The sequence below is a fragment of the Stutzerimonas sp. FeSN7 genome, assembly GCF_030263795.1.
Lineage (GTDB): Bacteria > Pseudomonadota > Gammaproteobacteria > Pseudomonadales > Pseudomonadaceae > Stutzerimonas > Stutzerimonas stutzeri.
In genome coordinates this window covers 42,273-64,664 of sequence record NZ_JARPMN010000001.1, presented here as the reverse complement: position 1 = coordinate 64,664, position 22,392 = coordinate 42,273, and the positions used below count along the sequence as shown (strand labels likewise).

24 protein-coding genes and 1 riboswitch are annotated in these 22,392 nt (G+C 65.1%); of the genes, 10 read left to right on the top strand and 14 right to left on the bottom strand.

Going from position 1 to position 22,392, the window contains the following annotated elements; translation table 11 throughout:
* Window positions 1–108: 108 nt before the first annotated feature.
* The 3 genes from P5703_RS00290 to P5703_RS00280 all read right to left on the bottom strand — a co-directional run bounded on the left by P5703_RS00290 (window position 109) and on the right by P5703_RS00280 (window position 1,830).
* Window positions 109–582, bottom strand: coding sequence for a PA2171 family ribosome-binding persister protein (locus P5703_RS00290; protein ID WP_011914919.1), 474 nt, complete (start codon window positions 580–582; stop codon window positions 109–111).
* A 90-nt stretch (window positions 583–672) separates the two neighbouring features.
* Window positions 673–951: a DUF3509 domain-containing protein gene (locus tag P5703_RS00285; protein WP_013984288.1), complete on the bottom strand. Its 279-nt coding sequence runs from the start codon at window positions 949–951 to the stop codon at window positions 673–675.
* 171 nt (window positions 952–1,122) lie between these two features.
* Complete coding sequence (locus P5703_RS00280) at window positions 1,123–1,830, bottom strand: class I SAM-dependent methyltransferase (protein WP_017245402.1); 708 nt, start codon at window positions 1,828–1,830, stop codon at window positions 1,123–1,125.
* A gap of 188 nt (window positions 1,831–2,018) precedes the next feature.
* Here P5703_RS00280 and P5703_RS00275 point away from each other — a divergent pair, with 188 nt between their 5' ends.
* The gene (locus P5703_RS00275) at window positions 2,019–2,399 is read left to right on the top strand and encodes a response regulator (protein ID WP_011914922.1); all 381 of its coding nucleotides are present in this window, start codon (window positions 2,019–2,021) and stop codon (window positions 2,397–2,399) included.
* Window positions 2,400–2,460: 61 nt separating this feature from the next.
* Here P5703_RS00275 and fba read toward each other — a convergent pair whose 3' ends face one another.
* The 7 genes from fba to P5703_RS00240 form a co-directional block, all read right to left on the bottom strand.
* A complete protein-coding gene (fba, locus tag P5703_RS00270) occupies window positions 2,461–3,525 on the bottom strand; it encodes a class II fructose-bisphosphate aldolase (protein WP_011914923.1) in 1,065 nt (354 codons plus the stop codon).
* A gap of 181 nt (window positions 3,526–3,706) precedes the next feature.
* Window positions 3,707–4,042 (bottom strand): MliC family protein, encoded by a 336-nt coding sequence (locus P5703_RS00265; protein WP_011914924.1) that lies wholly within the window; start codon window positions 4,040–4,042, stop codon window positions 3,707–3,709.
* 16 nt (window positions 4,043–4,058) lie between these two features.
* Entirely contained in the window at window positions 4,059–4,253 is a 195-nt protein-coding gene (locus tag P5703_RS00260) for a hypothetical protein (RefSeq protein ID WP_014597977.1), read from the bottom strand.
* A 116-nt stretch (window positions 4,254–4,369) separates the two neighbouring features.
* Window positions 4,370–5,530, bottom strand: a complete 1,161-nt coding sequence (locus P5703_RS00255; protein WP_084903337.1) for a phosphoglycerate kinase — start codon at window positions 5,528–5,530, stop codon at window positions 4,370–4,372.
* A gap of 49 nt (window positions 5,531–5,579) precedes the next feature.
* Entirely contained in the window at window positions 5,580–6,626 is a 1,047-nt protein-coding gene (gene epd / locus P5703_RS00250; RefSeq protein ID WP_285585118.1) for an erythrose-4-phosphate dehydrogenase, read from the bottom strand.
* Between the two features lie 104 nt (window positions 6,627–6,730).
* Window positions 6,731–8,728 carry a transketolase gene (gene tkt / locus P5703_RS00245; RefSeq protein ID WP_285585115.1) on the bottom strand — a complete coding sequence of 666 codons (1,998 nt, stop codon included), beginning with the start codon at window positions 8,726–8,728 and terminating at the stop codon, window positions 6,731–6,733.
* Window positions 8,729–8,824: 96 nt separating this feature from the next.
* On the bottom strand, window positions 8,825–9,748 hold the full coding sequence (locus P5703_RS00240) for a LysR substrate-binding domain-containing protein (protein WP_020305689.1): 924 nt from the start codon (window positions 9,746–9,748) through the stop codon (window positions 8,825–8,827).
* A 157-nt stretch (window positions 9,749–9,905) separates the two neighbouring features.
* On the opposite strand from P5703_RS00240, the gene P5703_RS00235 reads away from it, so the two are divergent.
* From P5703_RS00235 to P5703_RS00215, 5 genes are all read left to right on the top strand, one after another.
* Window positions 9,906–10,802: a TauD/TfdA family dioxygenase gene (locus P5703_RS00235; protein ID WP_020305688.1), complete on the top strand. Its 897-nt coding sequence runs from the start codon at window positions 9,906–9,908 to the stop codon at window positions 10,800–10,802.
* Window positions 10,799–11,401: a LysE family translocator gene (locus P5703_RS00230; protein WP_285585113.1), complete on the top strand. Its 603-nt coding sequence runs from the start codon at window positions 10,799–10,801 to the stop codon at window positions 11,399–11,401. Before P5703_RS00235 ends, P5703_RS00230 begins: the two co-directional genes overlap by 4 nt.
* An 82-nt stretch (window positions 11,402–11,483) precedes the next feature.
* Window positions 11,484–12,485, top strand: a complete 1,002-nt coding sequence (locus P5703_RS00225) for an ArsR/SmtB family transcription factor (RefSeq protein ID WP_013984299.1) — start codon at window positions 11,484–11,486, stop codon at window positions 12,483–12,485.
* Between the two features lie 14 nt (window positions 12,486–12,499).
* The gene (gene metK, locus P5703_RS00220) at window positions 12,500–13,690 is read left to right on the top strand and encodes a methionine adenosyltransferase (RefSeq protein WP_011914933.1); all 1,191 of its coding nucleotides are present in this window, start codon (window positions 12,500–12,502) and stop codon (window positions 13,688–13,690) included.
* A 216-nt stretch (window positions 13,691–13,906) separates the two neighbouring features.
* Entirely contained in the window at window positions 13,907–14,242 is a 336-nt protein-coding gene (locus tag P5703_RS00215) for a hypothetical protein (protein WP_011914934.1), read from the top strand.
* A gap of 55 nt (window positions 14,243–14,297) precedes the next feature.
* Here P5703_RS00215 and P5703_RS00210 read toward each other — a convergent pair whose 3' ends face one another.
* Window positions 14,298–15,059 (bottom strand): ABC transporter permease, encoded by a 762-nt coding sequence (locus P5703_RS00210; protein ID WP_011914935.1) that lies wholly within the window; start codon window positions 15,057–15,059, stop codon window positions 14,298–14,300.
* Window positions 15,060–15,071: 12 nt separating this feature from the next.
* Window positions 15,072–15,995 (bottom strand): ABC transporter ATP-binding protein, encoded by a 924-nt coding sequence (locus P5703_RS00205; protein ID WP_017245410.1) that lies wholly within the window; start codon window positions 15,993–15,995, stop codon window positions 15,072–15,074.
* Between the two features lie 175 nt (window positions 15,996–16,170).
* Between P5703_RS00205 and P5703_RS00200 the strand changes: the two genes are divergently transcribed.
* From P5703_RS00200 to P5703_RS00190, 3 genes are all read left to right on the top strand, one after another.
* A complete protein-coding gene (locus P5703_RS00200; RefSeq protein ID WP_053527182.1) occupies window positions 16,171–17,502 on the top strand; it encodes a ferredoxin reductase family protein in 1,332 nt (443 codons plus the stop codon).
* 95 nt (window positions 17,503–17,597) lie between these two features.
* Window positions 17,598–19,259 (top strand): NAD-dependent DNA ligase LigB, encoded by a 1,662-nt coding sequence (ligB, locus tag P5703_RS00195; RefSeq protein ID WP_053527145.1) that lies wholly within the window; start codon window positions 17,598–17,600, stop codon window positions 19,257–19,259.
* A 60-nt stretch (window positions 19,260–19,319) separates the two neighbouring features.
* Window positions 19,320–19,700, top strand: coding sequence for a DUF1090 domain-containing protein (locus P5703_RS00190; RefSeq protein ID WP_011914939.1), 381 nt, complete (start codon window positions 19,320–19,322; stop codon window positions 19,698–19,700).
* Window positions 19,701–19,706: 6 nt separating this feature from the next.
* Here P5703_RS00190 and P5703_RS00185 read toward each other — a convergent pair whose 3' ends face one another.
* Window positions 19,707–20,156: a c-type cytochrome gene (locus P5703_RS00185; RefSeq protein ID WP_011914940.1), complete on the bottom strand. Its 450-nt coding sequence runs from the start codon at window positions 20,154–20,156 to the stop codon at window positions 19,707–19,709.
* 104 nt (window positions 20,157–20,260) lie between these two features.
* Entirely contained in the window at window positions 20,261–20,698 is a 438-nt protein-coding gene (locus P5703_RS00180; RefSeq protein WP_011914941.1) for a hypothetical protein, read from the bottom strand.
* Between the two features lie 166 nt (window positions 20,699–20,864).
* Window positions 20,865–20,951: riboswitch (S-adenosyl-L-homocysteine riboswitch) on the top strand.
* 24 nt (window positions 20,952–20,975) lie between these two features.
* Here P5703_RS00180 and ahcY point away from each other — a divergent pair.
* Window positions 20,976–22,382, top strand: a complete 1,407-nt coding sequence (ahcY, locus tag P5703_RS00175) for an adenosylhomocysteinase (protein WP_285585103.1) — start codon at window positions 20,976–20,978, stop codon at window positions 22,380–22,382.
* Window positions 22,383–22,392: the final 10 nt, after the last annotated feature.

The following is a 22,392-nucleotide window of genomic DNA, read 5'->3' as shown; positions in this document are numbered from 1 at the left end:
CAGCGACGCCTGGTCGCACTATTGATGCACGTCAGCAAAGATGCAGGTGCCGCGGGGCGGAAGCAGAGCGGACCGGGGCAGGGAGCCCCGGTGGCCGGTAGGCGAGGTTCAGGCTGCCTGCTTGGCAGTGAACTCCTTCTTCAGACGATTGCGCAGCTCGATCATCTGCGCACCCATTTCCTCGAGGCGCTTGGCGTCGAACAGTTCGCGCGCCTGCGGGAACATTTCCGATTCCTCTTCCTCGATGTGGTGCTCCAGCAGCTCCTTGCAGACCTTGGCCCGTCCGGAGAACTGGACGCTGCCCGGATCGGTGGCCTTCAGATCCGGCAGCACCAGCGAATCCACGGCTCGGTGCTCTTCCTTGGCCTCGTGATACATCTTCAGCTCTTCCTTGCCGCCGGCTTCCTTGTAGGCGGGGTAGAGAATCTGCTCTTCCAGCTGGGTATGGATGGTCACTTCCATTTCCAGCTTGCTGAGCAGCTCGGTGCGCGTCTTCACGGCGCGCTCGGTGGATTCGGTCAGGCGCGTCAGCAGGTCCTTTACGCGCTCATGATCCTCGATCAGCAGGTCGATGGCGTTCATGTGGCTGTCCTCTTCGGCTTCACGGGCTTGATGACCGGGCTCTGGCGGCCCGGTTTGCTACGGCTGCGGCATGGGCCGCAGCCGTAGGGCTCAGGCGTACTCGTAGGTCGGCAGTGCGGTACGGCTCTGGCTCTGCAGATGGGCGATGGAAGGCGACATGCCGGCTTCCAGTGCCAGATCACGGCGAACCGAGCTGACGACCCATTCCAGCTGAATCCGCGTCTGAGTCTGGCCTTTCGACAGCGCGCGCTTTACCAGCGTGCGGTCGTCGTTGCGCAGGGTCAGCAGCAGGCCGCCATCGGGACGGGGCTCGGTGAGCACTTCGAACTCAGGGAATGCGGCAGTAAGAAATTGTTGTGCAGCGGTCATTGTTCTGTACTCCAAGAAAGTTCCAGCGAACATTAAAGGAGCAGCGTTCGTGCCAACCCGCAAAACAATTAATTTTCTTTTAATAACAAATACTTAACTAAATCCAGCCAGGAATTAGACCGTGCAAAACGCAATACAAAGCGTGACGCAGGTTGCATTCTGCGGCCTGCGTCAGCCGCGAGATGCCTTGCGCCAGACACTGGCGAGCCAGGGTTGCTGGGCCCGAGGCAGCCCGGCAGGACGATAGTAGTGCTCCAGTTCGACGAAGCCCGCGGCCAGCAACCGCGCCCGCCAGCTTGGCCAGCTATACCAGACACCGTAGCGGTCACCGCTCCAGCCCTCCTCGTCCTGACCGCGGGGATTGGAGCAGAACAGCACGCCGCCCGCCTTCAGCGCCTCGTGCAGACGGGCCAGCACGCCGGGCAGCTCCGCGCTCGGAACATGGAACAGCACGGCGTTGGCGAAGATGCCGTCGAAGCTCTCCGTCGGCAGCTGCAGCTGCAACAGGTCCTGCTGCCAGACCTCGCAGCCGCTGTCCGCTCGCGCCATCTCGACGAATGCCTCGGTGCCGTCGAGGCCCACCGCGACGTGCCCTCGTGCGGTCAACGCCTTGAGATCGCGTCCGGGCCCACAGCCGAGATCGAGAATACGCAGCGGCGCCGGCGCCTGAATGTGACGCAGAAGGGCATCGATGTTCTGGCTGACGTCGTGGTCGCGGGTGCCGTCGCGAAAAGCCTCGGCATTGAGGCGGTAATAGTCGAGGGTGCGCTGTGCCGCGCGGTCCGGATCGCTCATGGCATTCATCTCCTGCAGGGCATCGCCCACCCTAGCGTGCATGCGCGCCAGCTGCCAGCCCATGGCCCCGGCGAAGGTCGGCATTGAGTCGCGCGCCGGAAGCGGCGAGGATAGCGGCGACAAAACCGTGCGTTACTGCACAGCAGTGGACGGAAAACGACGACCGTCCGGCCGCAGGACTGAAACTTGCAGCGTGCAACCTGTCGAAATCCTGTCCGGCCCCATGACGGCGGGCTGGATATGCAGCACGTAACGCAACATCGAGATCCATCATGAACCACGCACTGCCAAAAATCGTTCTGCTCGTCGAAGACGAGCCGCATATCCTCAGCCTGCTCTCGGACTATCTGGCCAGCGAGGGCTATCAGGTGCTGGAAGCGGACAGTGCGCCCAAGGCTTTCGAGATCCTGGCGACCAAACCGCATCTGGATCTGCTGGTCACCGACTTCCGCCTGCCGGGCAATGTCTCCGGAGTGATGATCGCCGAGCCCGCACTCAAACTGCGGCCGGAGCTGAAGGTGATCTTCATCAGCGGCTATCCCATCGAGATCTACGAATCCGGTAGCCCCATCGCCCGCTCGGCACCGGTGCTGGCCAAGCCCTTCGCGCTGGACACCTTGCGCTGCCAGATCCAGGAACTGCTCGCCAGCTGAGCACGCATGCAGCGCAGAAACGAAAAAGCCCGCAAACGCGGGCTTTTTCATGTCCGATCGATCAGTTGATCTTCGGATCCAGCTCGCCGTTGGCGTAACGCTGGAACATGCCTTCCAGCGAGATCGGCTTGATCTTGCTGGCATTGCCGGCGGTGCCGAAGGCTTCGTAGCGGGCGATGCAGATGTCGCGCATGGCGGCGACGGTCTTGGACAGGTACTTGCGCGGGTCGAACTCGCTGGGGTTCTTCGCCATGAACTCGCGGATCGCGCCGGTGGAGGCCAGACGCAGGTCGGTGTCGATGTTGACCTTGCGTACGCCGTACTTGATGCCCTCGACGATCTCCTCGACCGGCACGCCGTAGGTTTCGCCGATCTCGCCGCCGTACTCGTTGATGATCTTCAACCACTCCTGCGGCACCGAGGAGGAACCGTGCATTACCAGGTGGGTATCCGGGATGCGCGCGTGGATTTCCTTGATGCGCTGGATCGACAGCGTGTCGCCGGTCGGCGGCTTGGTGAACTTGTAGGCGCCGTGGCTGGTGCCGATGGCGATCGCCAGGGCGTCGACCTTGGTCTTGGCGACGAAGTCGGCGGCTTCTTCCGGATCGGTCAGCAGCTGGCTGTGATCGAGCACGCCCTCGGCGCCGACGCCGTCTTCCTCGCCGGCCATGCCGGTTTCAAGGCTGCCCAGGCAACCCAGCTCGCCTTCCACGGAGACGCCACAGGCATGGGCGAAGGCCACGGTCTGCTGGGTCACGCGCACGTTGTACTCGTAATCGGCGGGGGTCTTGCCGTCTTCGCGCAGCGAGCCGTCCATCATCACCGAGGAGAAGCCGAGCTGGATCGAACGCTGGCAGACGTCCGGGCTGGTGCCGTGGTCCTGGTGCATGCACACCGGGATGTGCGGGAATTCTTCGATCGCCGCCAGGATCAGATGACGCAGGAACGGCGCACCGGCGTATTTGCGCGCACCGGCGGAAGCCTGGACGATCACCGGGGAATCGGTCTTGTCGGCCGCTTCCATGATGGCGCGCATCTGCTCGAGGTTGTTGACGTTGAAGGCCGGCACGCCGTAGCCGAACTCGGCGGCGTGGTCGAGCATCTGGCGCATGCTGATGAGTGCCATGTTTTCCTTTCTCCCGGTCTGGGTCGTTTGATCGTGTAGAGCCTGCCGCAGTGGCCGACGCTGTTCAAGCGCCGCACGCTGGGCGCGGCATTGTAGAGGCGGGAGCGACAAATGCCAGCGTCCCGCCAGCGCTTTAAAAAACGTAGCCTCGCATCGCGAGGCCGCAGTAACCGATGGTCCGCTAGATACTGATGAGCGACGCGCTGCAGCCGTGGGCCAGCACCTTGTCATCGGCGACGCGATACACCAGCGCCTCGTTGCCCTTGTCATGGAAGGCAACTACGCCATCGCTATAGAAAGTGCCATGCGTTGCAGGTTCCTTGCGCAACGTATGAACCTGCTCGCTGTTGCCGATCTTCAGGTCGATGGCGTTGCGCTGATCATCGGCGTAGCGCCAGGCGATGTGCTGCTGGCTCTGGCACTTCCAGCGCACGAACGGCGCGTCCGGGCCGGACTGCCAGTGGCCGCAGCCGCCGAGCAGCAGCGCGGCGAGCAGCATGGGCAAGCCTTTGTTCATTCCATCTCCTTGGGAGTCAGTCGGGGCAGTCCTGCAGACCACCCTGGGCGACGGTCGGATCGCCGGTGGCCTGCATCTCAACGCGCTGGTCGTGTTCGGCGGTCGGGCCAAGCACCGGCGGCGGGTCGAGCACCTGGCAGGCGGTATCCGGCGAACTGCCGGCGCAACCGGCCAGGCCCAGGCAACAAACGGCAACAGCGACGTAACGCATGGCGAATCCCCTTTCCTTGTTCCGATAAGAACAGAGACCACGGCGAGCCGCCGGGGTTGCCGTCTGCATCAGCGGGCTGCCAGCGCCGAGGGCGCCGCCGGCAGCCCGCCCGGCCATCAGCTGGCGCGTTGCTCCAGTACCTCGACCGCCGGCAGCACCTTGCCCTCGACGAACTCGAGGAAGGCGCCACCACCGGTGGAGATGTAGGAGATCTGTTCGGCCACGCCGTACTTGTCGATCGCCGCCAGGGTGTCGCCACCGCCGGCGATGGAGAACGCCGGGCTCTGGGCGATGGCCTGGGCCAGCACCTTGGTGCCGTTGCCGAACTGATCGAATTCGAACACACCGACCGGTCCGTTCCACAGGATGGTCTGCGAGGCCTTGAGCATCTCGCCGAACATGGCCGCGGTCTTCGGCCCGATATCCAGGATCATGTCGTCATCGGCGACATCGCCGATGGCCTTGACCGTGGCCTCGGCGCTTTCGGCGAACTCCTTGGCGACCACCACATCCACTGGCAGCGGCACGGCAACCTTGGCCGCGATGGCCTTGGCGGTGTCGAGCAGATCGGCTTCATGCAGCGACTTGCCGACCTTGTAACCGGCCGCGGCGAGGAAGGTGTTGGCGATGCCGCCGCCGACGATCAGCTGGTCGCAGATGTCGGCCAGCGAGGTCAGCACGTCGAGCTTGGTCGATACCTTGGAGCCGGCGACGATGGCCACCATCGGCCGCTGCGGCTTGTCCAGCGCCTTGCCCAGCGCGTCCAGCTCGGCCGCCAGCAGCGGGCCGGCGCAGGCGACCTTGGCGAACTTGGCCACGCCATGAGTCGAGCCCTGGGCACGGTGGGCGGTGCCGAAGGCGTCCATGACGAAGACGTCGCAGAGGGCAGCGTACTTCTGCGCCAGCTCGTCGGTGTTTTTCTTCTCGCCCTTGTTGAAGCGCACGTTCTCCAGCAGGACCAGCTCACCCGGCTTGACCTCGACACCGTCCAGGTAATCCTTGACCAGCGGCACCTCACGGCCGAGGGCCTTGGACAGGTAATCGGCGACCGGCTTGAGGCTGTCTTCCTCGCTGTAGACGCCCTCTTCCGGACGGCCCAGGTGCGAGCAGACCAGCACCGCGGCGCCTTTTTCCAGCGCCAGCTTGATGGTCGGCAACGAGGCCAGGATGCGTGCATCGCTCTTCACCGCGCCATCCTTCACCGGCACGTTGAGGTCCTCGCGGATCAGCACGCGCTTACCCTGGAGGTCGAGATCGGTCATCTTCAAAACGGTCATGTTGGTCTTCCTTAAGGTCGAGAAGCAGCGATGTTCCAAGCGCGTGCCACTACGGGCGATGGGCCACGCGCAGGTAATGGTCGGTGACGTCGAGCATGCGGTTGGCGAACCCCCATTCGTTGTCGAACCAGGCCAGCAGATTCACCAGGCGCGGGCCGGAGGCACGGGTAAGGCTGCCGTCGACGATCGCCGAATGCGGGTCGTGGTTGAAGTCGCAACTGGCATGCGGCAACTCCGTGTAGGCCAGCAACCCCTGCAAGGGGCCGCTTTCGGCGGCCTCGCGCAGCACCTTGTTGATGGTCTGCGCATCGGTATCGCGCGCCGTCTGCAGCGTGATGTCCAGGCAGGAGACGTTCACCGTCGGCACCCGCACGGCTTTGGCCTGAATCCGCCCGGAGAGTTCCGGCAGCAGGCGTTCGATGCCCCGGGCGAGCCCCGTGGATACAGGAATCACCGACTGGAAGGCCGAGCGGGTGCGGCGCAGATCCTCGTGGTGGTAGGCGTCGATCACCGGCTGGTCGTTCATCGCCGAATGGATGGTGGTGATCGAGGCGTACTCGATACCCACCGCATCGTTGAGCAGCTTGAGCAACGGCACGCCGCAGTTGGTGGTGCAGGACGCGTTGGACACCAGCCGCTCGGTGCCGCTCAGCTGCCCCTGATTGATGCCCATCACCACGGTGGCGTCGACATCCGCCGCACTGGCCATCGGCTGGGAAAACAGTACCCGCGGCACACCCGCCGCGAGGAAGCGCTCGCCATCGGCACGGCTGGTGTAGGCGCCGGAACATTCCAGCACCAGATCGACGTCCAGTGCCCGCCAGTCGATGGCTTCTGGCGTCGATGCACGCAGCACCTTCACACAGTCGCCGTTCAGATGCAGGCAGTCGCCCTCCACGCCCACGTCGCCGGGAAAGCGGCCGTGAGTGGAGTCGAAGCGGGTGAGGTATTCCAGGCTGGCCATGTCGGCCAGGTCGTTGAGGGCAACGAACTGAAAATCGAAGGCGGCGCCGCGCTCATAGAATGCACGCAGCACGCAACGGCCGATGCGGCCGTAGCCGTTGAGAGCGACGCGATAGGGACGGGCGTTGGCCATGGGTTCTCGTCGGTCCTGCAGGTGGAAAGCGGCAGTTGGCTCTCCACCCTACGCGGATGGGGCTTGATGGGATGGATGACCGCAGCCATCCGCCCATGTCGCGATCAGTCCTCCAGCAGCTCTTCGGCGACCGCGAGGATGTTGTCGACGGTGAAGCCGAATTCCTCGAACAGCTGGCCGGCCGGAGCCGACTCGCCGTAGGTGGTCATGCCGATGATGCGACCGTCGAGGCCGACGTACTTGTACCAGTAGTCCGCATGCGCCGCCTCGATGGCGATGCGCGCACCGACTTCCACCGGCAGCACCAGCTGCTTGTAGGCCGCGTCCTGGGCGTCGAACACGCTGGTGCAGGGCATGGAGACGACGCGCACCTTGCGGCCCTGCTCGGCCAGCTTGTCGGCGGCCTGCACCGCCAGGCTGACTTCCGAACCGGTGGCGATCAGGATCAGCTCGGGCTCGCCGGCGCAGTTCTTCAGGATGTAGCCACCGCGGGCGATGGCCGCTTCGGTTTCGTTGTCACGCACATGGAACGGCAGGTTCTGCCGCGAGAAGATCAGCGCGCTCGGACCGTCCTTGCGCTCGACCGCATGCTTCCAGGCCACCGCGGACTCGACCGTGTCGGCCGGACGCCAGGTATCCAGGTTCGGCGTGGTGCGCAGGGCGACCAGCTGCTCGACCGGCTGGTGGGTCGGTCCGTCTTCGCCGAGGCCGATGGAGTCGTGGGTGAAGACGTAGAGCACGCGCTGCTTCATCAGTGCCGACATGCGCACGGCGTTGCGGGCGTATTCCATGAACATCAGGAAGGTCGCGCCGTAGGGAATCAGGCCGCCGTGCAGGGCGACGCCGTTCATGATCGCGGCCATGCCGAACTCGCGCACGCCGTAATACATGTAGTTGCCCGAGGCATCCTCGGCCACCACCGGCTTGCAGCCCTTCCACAGGGTCAGGTTGGAGCCGGCCAGGTCCGCCGAGCCGCCGAGCAGCTCCGGCAGCAGCGGGCCGAAAGCGTTCAGGCAGTTCTGACTGGCCTTGCGGCTGGCGATGGTTTCGCCCTTGGTGGCGACTTCACGGATGAACTCGCTGGCCTTCTCGGCGAAGTCGGCCGGCAGCTCGCCGGCCATGCGGCGTTTGAATTCAGCGGCCAGTGCCGGGAATTCGGTCTCGTAGGCAGCGAAGCGCTTGTTCCACTCGTTCTCGGCGTCGGCGCCCTTCTGCTTGGCATCCCACTCGGCGTAGATCTCGACGGGGATTTCGAACGGCGGGTGGTTCCAGCCCAGCGCTTCGCGGGTCAGGGCGATTTCGGCATCACCCAGGGCAGCGCCGTGGGATTCTTCCTTGCCCTGCTTGTTCGGCGAGCCGAAGCCGATGATGGTCTTGCAGCAGATCAGCGTCGGGCGGTCGCTCTTGCGCGCGGTTTCCAGCGCCATCTGAATCTCGTCGGCGTCATGCCCGTCGACATTGCGGATCACCTGCCAGCCGTAGGCCTCGAAGCGACGCGGGGTGTCGTCGGTGAACCAGCCATGCACCTCGCCATCGATGGAGATGCCGTTGTCATCGTAGAAGGCGATCAGCTTGTTCAGGCCCAGGGTACCGGCCAGCGAGCAGACCTCGTGGCTGATGCCTTCCATCATGCAGCCGTCGCCGAGGAACACGTAGGTATTGTGGTCGACGATCTCGTGGCCGGGGCGGTTGAACTGCGCGGCCATGACCTTCTCCGCCAGGGCGAAGCCGACGGCATTGGCCAGACCCTGACCCAGCGGGCCGGTGGTGGTCTCGACGCCGGCGGTGTAGCCGAACTCCGGGTGGCCCGGGGTCTTGCTGTGCAGCTGGCGGAAGTTCTTCAGGTCATCGATGGACAGGTCGTAGCCGGTCAGGTGCAGCAGCGAGTAGATCAGCATCGAGCCGTGGCCGTTGGACAGCACGAAGCGATCGCGGTCGGCCCACTGCGGGTTGGTCGGGCTGTGCTTCAGGTGGTCGCGCCAGAGCACTTCGGCGATGTCCGCCATGCCCATGGGGGCACCGGGATGGCCGCTGTTGGCTTTCTGCACGGCATCCATGCTGAGGGCGCGGATGGCATTGGCTCGCTCACGACGGCTGGGCATCGCTGAATCTCCTGCGGGGGTGTACCTGGAAAAAGGCGGCCATTTTCCCCTACCGAGGGTGGCCGGGGCAATGACTGAATGGCCTGGCAAGCACCGTCAATCCAACAGCTCGATGCCCTGCCCGGTGACATCCGGCAGGTGCTCGAGCAGATAGTCGCGCATGCGCGTCAAGGTGGAAGACTCGTTGTCGCCGGCCGGCCAGACCAGGTAGTAGCTGTCGCCGGATTTCACCGCCTGCCCGAACGGCAGCACCAGACTGCCGCGCTGCAGCTCGGCACCGACCAGCGCCAGATCGCCGATCGACACGCCATGCCCCTGGGCAGCGGCGGAGATGCCCAGCTCCAGGGTGTCGAACAGCTTGCCCTGCTGCCAGGCGACCTCATCCGCCCGCCCGGTGCGCTGCAGCCAGCGCCGCCAGTCACGGCAGTCACGCGACGGGTGAATCAGCTCGGCCGCCGCCAGCTGCTCGGTGCTCCAGGGCGCCGCGCCGAGCAGTTCCGGCGCGCAGACCGGCACCAGCCATTCGTCGAACAGCTTGACCCGGCGCCAGTCGGCCGGGAAACCGCCATTGCCCAGCAGGATCGCGCAGTCGAACGGCTCGCTGTGGAAATCCACCGCATCCAGATCCATCCAGGCGCTGGTGAGCTGCACACGATTCTGCGGATGCGCCAGCTGAAAGGCGTTCAGCGCGCCGAGCAGCCAGCGCATGGTCAGCGTCGAAGGCGCCTTGAGGCGAAGCGCGCCGCGCTGGCGCGTCACCGCGACGCAGGCGTTCTCGATGGTACGAAAACCGATCTTCAGCTCCTGCGCCAGCAGGCGGCCGGCATCGGTCAGCACCAGCCGCGAGCCATGTCGCTCGAACAGCTGGCAATCCAGATGCTCCTCCAGGGTCTTCACGTGCCGGCTCACCGCACTCTGGGTGATGAACAGGCTCTGCGCCGCCTGGGTGAACGAGCCGAAGCGCGCCGCCACCTCGAACGCACGCAGCGCATACAGAGGCGGCATGCGCGGTACTGCCATAACGGATTCCGGCATGACTAAAACTCATCCTTAGCGGCTGTTTTTTCCATTTTTCAATCCTCATGCACCTCCCAATACTGCGCCAGCTAAGGGTCGCAGGCCAACCCCGCCAAAACACCCATCACGCCAGCACATACAAAAGTCAGGGAAGGATGTCATGCACAACGATCATTACGAGACGCTTTTGGCCCGCGCCGTGACCAAGGGCGCGCTGCAGCATGAGCAGATCGGCGAGATCCTCAATTTCAGGCTGTTCGGCAACAAGCGCGGCTACCTGACACTGGAAAACCTGCCGGTCGGCGATATCCCGCCCACCCCGCCCAGCCGCGAACAGCTGAACAAGCCCGACGAGAGCAGCGAACGCCTGTTGCTGCAGGCGACGGCGCTGCTGGGCGAGCCGATCGGCTACCTGCAGGAGTCCGATGGCTGCATCGTCAACAACTTCTTCCCGCTGCAGACGCAGTCCCGAGCGGCGAACTCCGACAGCTTCGACACCGAACTGGATCTGCACACCGAAAATGCCTTCCACGCCGTGGTACCGGACTATCTGGTGCTGCTCTGCCTGCGCCAGGACCCCGCCGCCGAAGCGGTGACCTACATCGCCTCCATCGAGCGCATCCTCGAGCGTCTGACCTTCGAAGAGCAGGCCTTCTTCCTCACCGAGCCGTACAACTTCCTGTCCGACTACGGCCCCACCGGCAAGAACCAGCGCATCGACATCAACCGCCACCAGACCATCCTCTATGGCGATCCGGACGCGCCCTTCTTTCGCTTCGACCCGCAGTTCATGCTGGCTTTCAGCAGCCGCGCCCAGCAGCTGATGGACAAGCTGCGCAACATCGCCTGGGAAGTGGTCGAGCCCGTGCGCCTGAACCGCGGCGACATGCTGATCATCGACAACCGCCGCACCGCCCACGCGCGCAGCCCCTTCAGCGCGCGCTTCGATGGCAGCGACCGCTGGATCCAGTGCGCCTTCGCCATCACCAATCCCAACTTCTACGCCGAGCGGCTGGGCAAGCGCAGCCGCGTATTCGGCCTGGTGACCGAACTATGAACGCCACCTACCTCGCCTTCGCCGCCGCGGTCGCACTGCTGATCGCCTCCCCCGGACCGGTGGTCGCCCTGGTGGTCGCCGATGCCCGGCGCCGCTGGCCGCTGTGGACGATCCTCGGCGGCGTGGTGTCCGCCCAGGTGCTGATGGTCGCCGCGCTGGCGATGATCTATCTGGCGCTGGATCTGGAACCGGTGGTGCTCGAGGCCGGTCAGGTACTCGGCGGGCTCTACCTGATCTGGCTGGGCTGCGATGGCCTCTGCGGTGGCGCCGGCGAGGCCACGCCCCCGCGCCGCAGCGAATCGCACTATTTCTGGCGGGCCATGGCGGTGGGCCTGTCCAACCCCAAGGACATCCTGTTCTTTCTCGCCTTCCTGCCCGGCTTCATCCTGCCCGCGCAGCCGTTCGCTCCGCAGGCCACGGTCCTTATCGTGATCTGGCTGGTGATCGATCTGAGCATCCTGCTGGCCTACAGCCTGCTGGCGCGACGCCTCTGCGGCAGCGGGAGGATCCAGCGCCTGCTGGATATCCTGCCCAACTACTTTCTGCTGGGGCTCGGCCTGGTGTCCTGCACCCTCGGCCTGTCCCGCCTGATGCAGTAACCCCACGCCGCCAAGGGCAATATCAAAACTTTTTGATACTGCCCTTGCTGTACGAAAAGTGACCGACTAGACTGCGCGGCCTATGAGCCTGCGCTTTCCTCAGATCCGTTACGACGCCAGCGACCAGCTCGCCGCCCTGTGCAAGGCCGGCGGCGATGCGCTGCGCCTGAACGTGCTGCGCGTGCTGGCCAGCGACTCCTTCGGCGTGCTCGAGCTGGCGCAGATCTTTGCCATCGGCCAGTCGGGGATGAGCCATCATCTCAAGGTACTCACCCAGGCCGGCCTGCTGGCCACCCGGCGCGAAGGCAACGCGGTGTTCTACCGACGCAGCCTGGCGCAGCTCGACAGCCCTGGCGGCCGGCTGCACGCGGCATTGCTGGAGGAAGCGGACCGACTGGAACTGCCACGCGAGATCGACGCCCGCATCGCCGCCGTACATGCCCAGCGCAGCGCCGCCAGCGAGGATTTCTTCGCGCGCATGGCCGACAGTTTCCAGGCCCGCCAGGACCTGATCGCCGGCCTGCCACAGTACCGCGACAGCGTGGTGGCCCTGCTCGACGCGCTGAACTTCGACGCCGAAGCCACGGCGCTGGAAGTCGGCCCCGGCGACGGCAGCTTCCTGCCGGAACTGGCCCGGCGCTTCGCCCGGGTGGTGGCGCTGGACAACAGCCCGGCGATGCTCGACCTGGCCCGCGCCCATTGCGAACAGACCGGGCTCGGCAACGTCGAACTCAGGCTGGCCGACGCCTTGCACGATGACTGCCCGGCGGCCGACTGCGTGGTACTGAACATGGTCCTGCATCACCTGGCTGCGCCGGGTGAGGCAATGAAACAACTGGCGCGGCTGGTAAAGGCGGGCGGCAGCCTGCTGATCACCGAGCTGTGCAGCCACAACCAGAGTTGGGCCAGGGAGGCCTGCGGCGATCTCTGGTTGGGCTTCGAACAGGACGATCTGGCCCGTTGGGCCGATGCCGCGGGGCTCACGCCCGGCGAGAGCCTCTACATTGGCTTGAAGAACGGTTTTCAGATCCAGGCCCGGCACTTTTCCCGGCCCGCTCCTGACGACCGACTCACCCACCGGTAATAGGAAACCGATAGATGAGCGAATACTCGATTTTCACCTCCGAGTCCGTGTCCGAAGGGCATCCGGACAAGATCGCCGATCAGATCTCCGATGCGGTGCTCGACGCCATCATCGCCGAGGACAAGCACGCCCGCGTGGCCTGCGAAACCCTGGTCAAGACCGGTGTAGCCATCGTCGCCGGTGAAGTGACCACCAGCGCCTGGGTCGATCTGGAGCAGCTGGTCCGCGACGTCATCGTCGACATCGGCTACAACAGCTCGGAAGTCGGTTTCGACGGCGCCACCTGCGGCATCATCAACATCATCGGCAAGCAGTCGGTGGACATCGCCCAGGGCGTCGACCGCACCAAGCCGGAAGACCAGGGTGCCGGCGACCAGGGCCTGATGTTCGGCTATGCCAGCAACGAGACCGACGTACTGATGCCGGCGCCGATCCGTTTCTCCCACGCCCTGGTCGAGCGCCAGGCCGAGGCGCGCAAGAACGGCCTGCTTCCGTGGCTGCGTCCGGACGCCAAGAGCCAGGTCACCTGCCGCTACGAGAACGGCCAGGTGGTCGGCATCGACGCCGTGGTGCTGTCGACCCAGCACAACCCCGACGTCAAGCAGAGCGATCTGCGCGAAGCGGTGATGGAGCTGATCATCAAGCACAGCCTGCCGGCCGAGCTGCTGCACAAGGACACCCAGTACCACATCAACCCGACCGGCCAGTTCGTCATCGGCGGCCCGGTAGGCGACTGCGGCCTGACCGGACGCAAGATCATCGTCGACACCTACGGCGGCATGGCCCGTCACGGCGGCGGCGCCTTCTCCGGCAAGGACCCGTCCAAGGTCGACCGCAGCGCTGCCTACGCCGGACGCTACGTCGCCAAGAACATCGTTGCCGCCGGTCTCGCCGATCGCTGCGAGATCCAGGTGTCCTATGCCATCGGCGTGGCGCAGCCGACGTCCATCTCGCTGAACACCTTCGGCACCGGCAAGCTCGGCGATGACAAGATCATCGCCCTGGTGCGCGAGCACTTCGATCTGCGCCCCTATGCGATCACCCGCATGCTCGACCTGCTGCACCCGATGTATCGCGCCACCGCCGCCTACGGCCACTTCGGCCGCACCCCCTACGAGATGACGGTGGGTGCCGACACCTTCACCGCCTTCACCTGGGAGAAGACCGACAAGGCCGACGCCCTGCGCGCCGCCGCCGGGCTGTAAGCAGCCTCCGGTCAACGGAAAACCCCGCCAGCCTGAGCCGTGCGGGGTTTTCTGCTTTCTGGACCGGATACATCCAGCGTCACGCAATCCGCACCAGGTCACGAAACCTGCATGCCAGCGCCTTTGCGCACCAGAAGCAAAACGCTATCATCGCCGCCCTTTTCGAACGGACTCGATCGATCACCTGTCGTGATCGACATTACAAGGAGCTTATCCATGCGTATTTCCCACCTCTTCGGCTGCGCCCTGCTCGCCCTCTCGAGCGCCTCGCTGCAGGCGGCTACCAGCGATGTGCAGGCCAAATGCGAACAACAGCTGAACGCCCAGCAAGGCAACCTGGAAACCGGCAAGCTGCTCGGCCAGATGCTCGGCAACGAGAAGCTCAGCAACGCCATCGCTCAGGTGGAGGGTGGTTGCGCACAACTGAACGGCGAAGAACTGGCGGCCAATGCCAACGCCACCGAACAGGGCGCGGCGATCGACGAGAAGGTCCAGGCCGTGACCCAGGCCAAGGATGCCGTGCTCGGCCTCGGCAAGATGTTCGGCAAGTAAGCTTGAAGTGCTGTAATTGAAAACGCCCGCATCTGCGGGCGTTTTCGTGTGCGGCTCAGTTCTTCAACCGATAGCCGGTCTTGAAGATCCACCACACCGCCAGCAGGCAGGCGGCGAGAAAGCCGAGGATCATCGCCAGGCTGATGCCGACACTGATGTCCGAGACGCCGTAGAAGCTCCAGCGGAAGCCGCTGATCAGGTACACCACCGGGTTGAACAGCGTGATCTTCTGCCACAGCGGCGGCAGCATCTCGATGGAGTAGAAGCTCCCGCCGAGAAAAGCCAAAGGCGTGACGATCAGCGCCGGGACGATCTGCAGCTTCTCCCAGCCGTCGGCCCAGATGCCGATGATGAACCCGAACAGGCAGAAAGTAACCGCCGTCAGCACCAGGAACAGCGCCATCATCAGCGGATGCTGGATCTCATAATCGACGAACAGGCGCGCGGTAAGCAGGATGATCACGCCGAGAATCAGCGATTTGGTCGCTGCTGCGCCAACGTAGCCGATGACGATCTCGACATAGGACACCGGCGCCGACAGCACCTCGTAGATGGTCCCCGAGTAGCGCGGCATGTAGATGCCGAACGAGGCGTTGGAGATGCTCTCGGAAAGCAGCGCCATCATGATCAGGCCGGGAATGATGAAGGCGCCGTAGGGGATGCCGTGCATGGCCTCCATGCGCGCGCCGATGGCCGAGCCGAACACCACGAAGTACAGCGAGGTGGAGATCACCGGGGTGGCGATGCTCTGCAGCAGGGTGCGCCAGGTGCGCGCCAGTTCGAACAGGTAGATCGCGCGGATCGCGTAAACATTCATGCAGTTGTTCCTTCAGCGACCGTGAACGAGGTTGACGAAGATTTCCTCCAGCGAGCTCTGGCTCGACTGCAGGTCCTTGAAGTCGATGCCGTGGGCGGCCAGGCGCTTGAGCAGCTCGGCGATGCCGGTGTCCTCGTGCTGGGCATCGAAGGTGAACACCAGCTGGTTGCCGGCATCGGTCAGCTCCAGCGGATAGCCGGCCAGCTCTTCCGGGATCGCCGTCAACGGGCGCTGCAGGTGCAGGGTCAGCTGCTTCTTGCCGAGCTTGTGCATCAGCACATGCTTGTCCTCGACGAGGATGATCTCGCCCTTGCTGATCACCCCGATGCGGTCGGCCATCTCCTCGGCCTCCTCGATGTAGTGGGTGGTGAGGATGATGGTCACGCCCCGTTCGCGCAGGCCGCGGACCATCTCCCACATGTCCCGGCGCAGCTCGACATCGACGCCAGCGGTGGGCTCGTCGAGGAACAGGATCGATGGCTCGTGGGACAGCGCCTTGGCGATCATCACGCGGCGCTTCATGCCACCGGAGAGTTCCAGAATCCGGGCATTGCGCTTGTCCCACAGGGACAAATCGCGCAACAGTTTCTCGAGGAACGAATCGTCCGGCGCCTTGCCAAACAGCCCGCGCGAAAAACGCACCGTCGCCCAGACGCTTTCGAACCCCTCGTTGAACAGCTCCTGCGGCACCAAGCCGATCTTCGAGCGGGCTGCGCGGTAGTCCTGGACGATGTCGTGGCCGTCGACCACTACGCGGCCGCCGCCGGGGTTGACGATGCCGCAGATGATGCTGATCAGCGTGGTCTTGCCGGCGCCGTTGGGTCCGAGCAGGGCGAAGATCTCGCCCTTGCGGATCTCGAGGTCGATGCGTTTGAGCGCGGGATGTCCGGACGCGTAGGTCTTGGTGAGCTGCTCGATGGCGATCACTGGGTACACGGGCTCGTCTCTTCGAGGAATTGAGGGGCGAATTGTAGATAAAAAGCGCGTCCTCCCGTGTCGCCGATTTCGGCCGACCGCTGTGCTACTGACCACGGTCATGGCAGTGGCATGGCAGCAGGGGGATGCTCAAGGAAGCTCGAAATAGGGATGTCAGCTGGGAGGCTTGCCCAAGATGAGACAGATAAAACTCACCTACGTCGCGCTGTTCGTCGGACTGACGCTGCTCTGGCTGCTGGTCGACAGCTTCGTCATGGCGCATTACCAGATCTGGCCGCTGCGCAAGGTGATGGTGCACTACAGCGGTGTGCTCGGCATCGCCGCGATGAGCGTGGCGGTGATACTGGCGGCGCGGCCACGGCGCTTCGAACACTTCTTCGACGGCCTGGACAAGACCTATCGGCTGCACAAGTGGCTGGGCATCAGCGCCCTGGTGATCGCCATCTTCCACTGGGGCTGGGGCCAGATTCCGAAATGGCTGGTGGGTTTCGGCTGGCTGGAGCGACCGGCTCGGCGCGCCGGCGAGGGCCAGGTTCACGAAGGCATCTTCGCCCTGCTGCAACGCTTTCGCGGCATCGCGGAGACCATCGGCGAATGGGCCTTCTATGCCGCGGTCATCCTCATCGTGCTGGCACTGGTCAAGCGCTTCCCCTACCGCTGGTTCTTCCGCACCCACCGCTGGCTGGCACTGGTCTACCTGGCGCTGGTGGTGCACGCGGTAGTGCTGACGCCGCCGGATTACTGGACGTCGCCGCTGGGCCTGGTTCTGGCTGTGCTCATGGCCGCCGGCTCGCTGGCCGCCTGCATCTCGCTGCTGCGCCGCATCGGCCGCAAGCATCAGGTGGTAGGCCGCATCGAAAGCCTGACCCATCACCGCGACAACCGCGTGCTGCGTGTCGACATCAAGCTCGATGGCGCCTGGCCGGGACACAAGGCCGGGCAGTTCGCCTTCGTCACCTTCGACGACAAGGAAGGGCCGCACCCCTTCAGCCTCTCCTCGGCCTGGTGCAACGACGGCCGGCTGGCCTTCTCCATCAAGGGCCTCGGCGACTACACCCGCACCCTGCCCCAGACACTCAAGGTGGGCGACCCGGTGAAGGTGGAAGGTCCCTATGGCTGCTTCGATTTCCACAGCCGCAAGCCGCGGCAAATCTGGGTCGCCGGCGGCATCGGTATCGCGCCGTTCATCGGCCGCCTGCAGGCGCTAGCCGACAGCGGTAACGGGGACAACGTCGACTTCTTCTACTGCACCAGCGCGCCCGACCAGGGCTTCATCGAGCGCATCCGCGAGCTGGCCGAGCGCGCCCGGGTGCGCCTGCATGTGCTGGTCGCCAGCGAAGGCGGGCGGCTGACGCCCGAACGCCTGCGCCAGCTGGCGCCGCAGTGGCAGGACAGTGACGTCTGGTTCTGCGGCCCTGCCGGTTTCGGTCAGGACCTCAGCCGTGACCTGCAGCGGCGCGGCCTGCCGGCGCGGGATTTCCATCAGGAACTGTTCAACATGCGCTGACGCACGGTCGGCTTGCGCCTGGCAGGCGACAATCCGGCATCGGTCCGCCGGCGTCGGCGGGCCGCGCCCCCGTCACCAGAGCAAGGATGCTCGCCATGCCACGCCTGATCGCGCTATCGCTGTGCCTGTTCGCCCCTGCCTGCCTCGCCACCTGTCCGAACTGGGACGACGCGCGGGCACGCCAGGAAATCCACCAGCTGCAGGCGCAGCTCGCCCAGTGGGACGATGCCTATCACCGGCGCGGTCAGTCGCTGGTGGACGACGAGATCTATGACCAGAGCCGGGCGCAGCTGGACGGCTGGCGGCGCTGCTTCGTCGGCACCGGCGCGGCACCTGATCCGCTGCAGGATGCCGGCGGTCCGCTGCGCCATCCGGTCAGACAGACCGGCCTGGTCAAGCTCGCCGACGAGCAGGCGGTTGCGACCTGGATCGCGCGGCGTCGCGACCTGTGGATTCAGCCCAAGATCGACGGTGTTGCGGTCACCCTGGTCTATCGTCACGGCGCCCTGCAGCAGGCCATCAGCCGTGGCGATGGCCTTACCGGACATGACTGGACAGCCAATGCCCGCAGACTGGCGGCGATCCCTGCGCGCCTGGCGGTACCCGACGAGGTCATCCTGCAGGGCGAGCTCTACTGGCGACTGGACCGGCATGTCCAGGCATCGCATGGCAGCGCGGGGGCTCGCGGGCGCGTGGCCGGCGCCATGGCCAGCAACGGCCTGGACAGGAACACTGCCGCGCGGATCGGCCTGTTCGTCTGGGACTGGCCGAACGGCCCGGACAGCATGAACGCCCGACTCGGGCAGCTGGCGGCACTCGGCTTCCCCGATACGCAGGCGTTCAGCCAGCCCGTGGAGACACTGGAACACGCCCGCCACTGGCGCGAGCACTGGTATCGCCAAGCGTTGCCGTTCGCCACCGATGGCGTGGTGCTGCGCCAGGAGCAACGTCCGCCGGCCGAGCGCTGGCAGGCCGAGCCCCACTGGGCCGCAGCCTGGAAGTACCCGCTGCGCAAGGCGCTGACCGAGGTGCGCGACGTCGAATTTCGCATCGGCCGCACCGGGCGGATCACACCGCTGCTGCAGCTCGCTCCGGTCCAGCTGGATGATCGACGCGTGCGCATGCTGAGCCTCGGTTCGCTGGATCGTTGGCAGGCGCTGGACGTGCGCCCCGGTGACCGGGTCGCGGTTGCGCTGGCCGGGCATAGCATTCCGCAGCTGGACAGCGTGGTCTGGCGCCACACCGAGCGGGCTCCGGTCGCCGCGCCCGATCCGCGGCGCTATCACCCCGACAGCTGCTGGCGGCCAGCGCCCGGCTGCGAACAGCAGTTTCTCGCCCGTCTGGTCTGGCTGGGCGGCAGGCAAGGCTTGGCGCTCGAGGGCGTCGGCGCCGGCAGCTGGCAGGCATTGCTGGAGGCCGGCCTGCTACCCGACCTGCTCGCCTGGCTGGAATTGGATGCCGCCGCACTCGAGCAGGTGCCCGGCATTGGCAAGGCGCGCGCCAACAAGCTCGCCGCGAGCTTCGCCCGAGCCCGGCAGAGGCCGCTGGCGCAATGGCTGAAGGCGCTCGGCCTGCCGGCCAAGCAGCTGCCGCCAGCAGCGGACTGGGACGCGCTCGCCGCACGTGACCTGGCGCAGTGGCAAGCCGAAGCGGGAGTCGGTCCGGCGCGGGCGAAACAGCTGCAGGCGTTCTTCCGCGCGGCGGAGCTGCCCGCGCTGCGCGAACGACTACGCGCCGTCGGGGTTCCGGGCACCTGAGGGACTTTCGCCCGAACCCTGCGGTCGATAGAAGCTGGATAACAACTATGGAGGCGTGGCATGTCTTTGCGACATCTGCCCATTGCCCTGCTGACCGCCTGCGCTGTCGTCAGCCCGCTGCTCGCCGCCGCTCCGCAGGCCGACCCTCAGTGCCATGCACAGCGCCAGGCGCTGCGCGAGCAGCTGCAGCAGGCACGCCTGCAAGGCGACAAGCTGCAGCAGACCCAGCTCAATGCCGAGCTGCAGACCCTGACCAAGCAGTGCCAGGGCCTGGTCGCGCTGCACCCGCGCCAGGTGGAATACGAGCACGTCAACCGCCAGGTGGAGCGTCGCGAAACCCTGCTCCGTGAAGCACTGGGCACCGGCAATGCGCAGCTGATCGAGCTGCGCCGCGATCAGCTGGCCAAATCCCGGGAAAAACTGGAAACCCTGCGCCGCTGAGCCGCCTCAGTAGGCGCGGAACTCCTTGTGGCAGGCCTCGCAGGCATCCTCGACACGCTGGAAGGCCGGGACGACACGCTCAGCGGTCACCGGACCCGCGGTCGTCACCTCCACCAGCGCAGCCGTGTCGGCCTCCAGCGCGCGGGCCAGTTCCTGGAAGCGCTCCTGGCGCTGCCAGACATCGTCACGCGCGTCGCTCTGCTTTTCCTTGACCTCCGGATAGTGCTGCCAGGGTTGGCGCGACAGCTCGTCGAGCTTGGCGGCGCCGCTGGTGAACGCCGTGCCGTCGAATGGGATGCGCCCGCGCAGCATGCCGCCGAGGTCTTCCTTGGTATCGAGCATCGCCTGATAGATCGCCTTGCGCTTGCCCAGCGGCGAGTCAGGGTCGACACGATCACAGCCTGCCAGCAGCAGCGCGGCGAACAGGGGAAGGCACAGCAATCTCAACAACGTCATGGTTCGGCCACTCACGGATACGAAGCGCGGGATTATCCCCGCCCATGGGCGGTTGAACAAATCAGTCGGGCTTGGACTTCGTCAGCAAAGATTGCGCACCGCCTTTATTGCGACCATCTGCCGCCGGCACTTTCGCAGTCGATCTTGGCCTGGGCGCGATCGCTGGCGTGATAGTGATACGTGACGATGGTTGCGTCCTCGCTGATCTGGGTCGGCAAGGTACCGTTCTTCGCCTGGGAACCGGTGGCGCGCTCGTTGGCGAGGGTTTCCGGCGTCATCGGCGCGGTACAGATGCCGAAGTGCCCGTCCGGACAGCTGTCACGGATCTCACGGCGGGAGTTCTTCACCGCCTCGTTGTCCTGACAGACCCAGTTGATGGCGTCGTCCTTGTCCACGCCGTGGAACTCGAAGCACTGTTCGGTCACCACCGGCGCCGGTACCGCACCGGAGGTTTCGCTGTGGACATAGCAGGACTGCGCTGCGGCCGGCAGGCTGATCGCACCCACCAGCAGGAAGGGGGCAAGGCGAAGCATGGGGTTCATGGCGGTCTCCTGAAACGGTTTCGCCCGGCAAGGGTCACCGAACCTTCAACTTCGACCGCCCGGTCATCCGTGGAGTTCGCCGTGCAGCGGGCTTGGGATTGCCGGACGGCGCGGCTATAATCGCCGGGTTTTACCCGATCGACTCCGCTTCGATCGTGCCCGCCACCCACCCGAGGGGCGCTGCAGCAGGTTCCAGAACCTGTCAGGCTCGGATGGGGCGTTTCCTCGAACGCATCAACGGCGCCCATTCGCAACCATACGAATGGAGAACTCTTCGATGAGTGCTGTCATGACGCCTGCCGGTTTCACCGACTTCAAGGTCGCCGACATATCCCTGGCCGCCTGGGGCCGCCGCGAGATCATCATCGCCGAATCGGAAATGCCCGCCCTGATGGGCCTGCGCCGCAAGTACGCCGCCGAGCAACCGCTCAAGGGCGCGAAGATCCTGGGCTGTATCCACATGACCATCCAGACCGCGGTGCTGATCGAGACGCTGATCGCCCTCGGCGCCGAGGTACGCTGGTCCTCCTGCAACATCTTCTCCACCCAGGATCAGGCCGCTGCCGCCATTGCCGCCGCCGGCATCCCGGTGTTTGCCTGGAAGGGCGAGACCGAGGAAGAGTACGAGTGGTGCATCGAGCAGACCATCCTCAAGGACGGCCAGCCGTGGGACGCCAACATGGTGCTGGACGACGGCGGTGACCTGACCCAGATCCTGCACAACAAGTACCCGCAAGTGCTCGAGCGCGTCCACGGCGTCACCGAGGAAACCACCACCGGCGTGCACCGCCTGCTCGACATGCTCAAGGGCGGCACGCTGAAGATCCCGGCGATCAACGTCAACGACTCGGTCACCAAGAGCAAGAACGACAACAAGTATGGTTGCCGTCACAGCCTGAACGATGCCATCAAGCGCGCCACCGACCATCTGCTGTCGGGCAAGCAGGCGCTGGTCGTCGGCTACGGCGATGTCGGCAAGGGTTCGGCGCAATCGCTGCGTCAGGAAGGCATGATCGTCAAGGTGTCGGAAGTCGACCCGATCTGCGCCATGCAGGCCTGCATGGATGGCTTCGAGCTGGTCTCCCCCTATAAGGACGGCATCAACGATGGCACTGAAGCCAGCGTCGACGCCGCGCTGCTGGGCAAGATCGACCTGATCGTCACCACGACCGGTAACGTCAATGTGTGCGACGCCGGCATGCTCAAGGCGCTGAAGAAGCGCGCCGTGGTGTGCAACATCGGTCACTTCGACAACGAGATCGACACCGCCTTCATGCGCGCCAACTGGGGCTGGGAAGAGGTCAAGCCGCAGGTGCACAAGATCCACCGCACCGGCAAGAGCGTCGACCCGACCAACGATGACTACCTGATCCTGCTGGCCGAAGGCCGTCTGGTGAACCTGGGCAACGCCACCGGTCACCCGAGCCGGATCATGGACGGCTCGTTCGCCAACCAGGTACTGGCGCAGATCCACCTCTACAACGAGAAGTTCGCCGACCTGCCGGTGGCCGAGAAGACCCAGAACGTCACCGTCATGGTCTTGCCGAAGAAGCTCGACGAAGAAGTGGCGCTGGAGATGGTCAAGGGCTTCGGTGGCGTGGTCACCCAGCTGACCGCCAAGCAGGCCGAGTACATCGGCGTTGCCGTCGAAGGTCCGTTCAAGCCGGACAGCTACCGCTACTAAGCAGGTCATG